Consider the following 694-nt stretch of genomic DNA (forward strand, 5'->3'; position numbering starts at 1 on the left):
TCAACATCGCCACCGTTCACGGCGGACTCTTCTACAAGCACTGCGCGCGGATCCACCCCGCAAAGCTCGTCTACGGCCTCGCCGACACCCTGACCTCCATGGGGGTGACGATCTACGAGAGCAGCCGCGTGGACAGTGTCGAGGGCAAGACCCTCACCCTGGCCGACGGGCATGTCACCGCGGCGAAGACGTTCATCTGCACCGAAGGCTATTCGGGACCGCTGCTGGGCCGCCGGAGCCTGATCCCGGTCAATTCCTCGATGATCGTGACCAAGCCCCTGCCGGAGGAGGCCTGGCAGCAGATCGGCTGGGACGGGCCGCAGTGTCTCAACGACTCCGCGCACACGTTCATCTACTCCCAGCGGACATCCGACGGCCGTATCGCCATGGGGGGCCGTGGTGTCCCCTACCGCTTCGGGTCCGGCACCGGGGGAGCCGGTGCGACCGCCCAGTCCACCATCGACCTGATCTCGCACAAGCTCGCTACCTTCTTCCCGGGCATCCCCTTCGAGGTGGACCACGCCTGGTCGGGAGTCCTGGGCGTCACGCGTGACTGGAACGGCGGCGTGCACTTCGACCCGGCGACGGGGATCGGATCGTCCACCGGCTACGCGGGACACGGTGTCACGGCGGCCTATGTCGGCGGCAGGACCCTCGCGGAACTCGCCTTCGAGAAGGAAACCGAACGGACCAC

At 67.0% G+C, this 694-nt stretch carries 1 protein-coding gene; it reads left to right on the plus strand.

Annotated features, from left to right (window positions below; genetic code table 11):
* Positions 1–694: NAD(P)/FAD-dependent oxidoreductase (locus STSP_RS34150; RefSeq protein WP_157902972.1), on the plus strand; the 694-nt coding region annotated here is incomplete at both ends.

The organism is Streptomyces jeddahensis (genome assembly GCF_001642995.1).
GTDB classification, from domain to species: Bacteria; Actinomycetota; Actinomycetes; order Streptomycetales; family Streptomycetaceae; genus Streptomyces; species Streptomyces jeddahensis.